This is a genomic window from Mangrovibacter plantisponsor (assembly GCF_003182475.1).
In the GTDB taxonomy this organism is placed as follows: Bacteria; Pseudomonadota; Gammaproteobacteria; order Enterobacterales; family Enterobacteriaceae; genus Mangrovibacter; species Mangrovibacter plantisponsor.
Genome location: NZ_QGTS01000043.1, coordinates 1 through 2018 on the forward strand (window position 1 = coordinate 1; position 2018 = coordinate 2018).

The 2018-nt window shown below is 47.9% G+C and carries 2 protein-coding genes and 2 pseudogenes; all 4 read right to left on the reverse strand.

Annotated features, from left to right (window positions below; all coding sequences use genetic code 11):
* A pseudogene (locus tag DES37_RS25345) lies at positions 1-183 on the reverse strand (RHS repeat domain-containing protein); the annotation flags it as partial.
* Positions 184-750: 567 nt separating this feature from the next.
* Positions 751-1056 (reverse strand): annotated as a pseudogene (locus DES37_RS25355) (ADP-ribosylglycohydrolase family protein); the annotation flags it as partial.
* Between the two features lie 57 nt (positions 1057-1113).
* A complete protein-coding gene (locus tag DES37_RS25360) occupies positions 1114-1605 on the reverse strand; it encodes an Imm15 family immunity protein (RefSeq protein ID WP_170123819.1) in 492 nt (163 codons plus the stop codon).
* Positions 1602-2018, reverse strand: a 417-nt coding sequence (locus DES37_RS26010) for an RHS repeat-associated core domain-containing protein (protein WP_245930199.1), incomplete at its 5' end; no start/stop codon positions are given. The genes DES37_RS25360 and DES37_RS26010, both read right to left, overlap by 4 nt.

The window sequence follows — 2018 nt, forward strand, 5'->3', positions numbered from 1 at the left end:
TGCCAGCGGGTTGCCCGCGCCGTCCTGCGGCCAGTTCACTGTGCCACTGCGGCTGTCTTCCTGCTGCTGCAGTTTGCCCGTGCTGTCGTAGGACCTGCGGCTGGCATCGAACGGGTCGCGGTTGCGCTCTTCACGCACCAGGTTGTTGCGGAAATCGTATTCCCAGCGCTGCCGCCAGTGCATGTCCCCCGGGCGTTGCGGGTGACCGCTGAACACATCACGGGCCTGCAGGCGGCCCAGCGCATCGTAGCGGGGTGGCTGCCCAGCCCGGCGGGTGGTAACGGGTGGTGTGCCCGCTGTCCGGGTCGTAATACCTGAAAGGAAAGGTTACATGAGTTTACTTACTGGTATTCACTGAGGCAGGCAACAACAGGAAGGGAAAAAGAATATAAGGGAAAAACACCAACAGAATAATCACAAACCGCGAATAACCGGCGTCATTTATTCTGTGAACCGCGGAAGCCAGTAACGGCAGGATAAAACACAGTAACAGAATAATGCTGGTATCCTCCGCAGAGGATAACCTCAACCAACCGAAGTACCACAGGCACTGAAAAATGAACACGACACCCTATTCAAGCCGGGTATCCCTCCCTTCGTAACTGAACGTGGAGAAAATACCTTTTTTCAGAACCCTGAGTATACGCATTGAATGTCCGCAGTATTAAAAAGATGGTTGTATTGTTGTGCAGGTTAGAAAGCAGGAAAGGGCGAGATAACCGTCACGCCCGGATACGCAGGCAGCCATTATTACGCATCAGAAGAAGATGACAGCTGAAACAACCTGTCAGCAAGCGACACAATATGCTCATGCTGCGCAAGTTTCGTTCTCCACTCTGCCGGAATGCCCTGCCAGCCATAAAGTGCACCAGCCAGTTGCCCGGCAGTGGCTGCCACACTGTCTGCGTCATCAGCCAGGTTGGCGGCGAGCAACACGGCATCACGAAAGTTATCGGTGTGCCAGACAGCCCATAGCGCGGCTTCCAGGGTATCAATCACATAGCCACTGGAACGGATTTCATCGCGGGTTTTATGCCGGTAACTTCCGGCTGAGAGGGATCAATTCATTATGGGTTGATGTCTCATCTAATATAAATATATATACACAGTAATTTAGTATTTAACTATATACAGCCTTTTATTTTTTTCAAAGCCATCAGAAATCAACACTCTAAGCTCAGGAGTAGAAATATCGGCAAGATACTTCCTCACTAATTTCGCCTCAATGCAATCGGATGGTTTAAGGTTCAAATTAGATAATAGCCACGTTTTCCTTTGAGTAAGTAAAATATTTGGCTTTAAATATCCCATTTCTTCAGCACTATCCCATCCAGTAATAGTCACGCAAGAGAAAAAGTCATCAGCCTTATCCTTACCAAGCGCATTAACAACAAGATTAGTTTGCATCGTTAACAGCTCAATAGCGCTTTGAAGCAAAATTGTGTTTTTATCATCAAATGATAGTGATGATAAAAATGAAATATCACTTGATCTTGAAAATAAGGGTATCTCCTCGAAGGTTTCATAATCTGCAAAAAAAATGTCAGGATCATTTAGTCCTTCTTTTTTTATTAGCTTTTGGATTTTTTTATCAAATTTATTCATAGCCAATCCTCCACATTCCATCCGTGTTCTTTTAACCACTTGAGTGTTTTCTTTGAAAATGATGGCGGGCCATCATGGGTTGTACCATCCTGATTCAATGCTGGGTTCTTTCCTTTTTCTGGTTTAGTTTGATGGGCATGCCATTGGCTGCCAGGAACACTTTGCTCTGGCTCATCAATACGTTTTATATCCTTTGGACCTTGTCCCCTGTCTACTTTTTTCTGGGCCTCCTTGGGCGTGCCCCCACAAGCACCTTTAGCCAAACCCAACGGATCCACCCAGCCCTGCGCATTTGGCGCGTACTGGTACAGGTTCAGTCCACCCGCCAGCCCTGGCGGGTCCTGCTGCGTGAACCGCCCGCTGTCCGGGTCGTAATACCTGAACAGGTTATAATGCAAACCGGTTTTACTCGC

Bases quoted from the DNA above. Each gene is read 5' to 3' on its own strand.
- DES37_RS25360 (WP_170123819.1), bottom strand. From the start codon at position 1,605: ATGAATAAATTTGATAAAAAAATCCAAAAGCTAATAAAAAAAGAAGGA.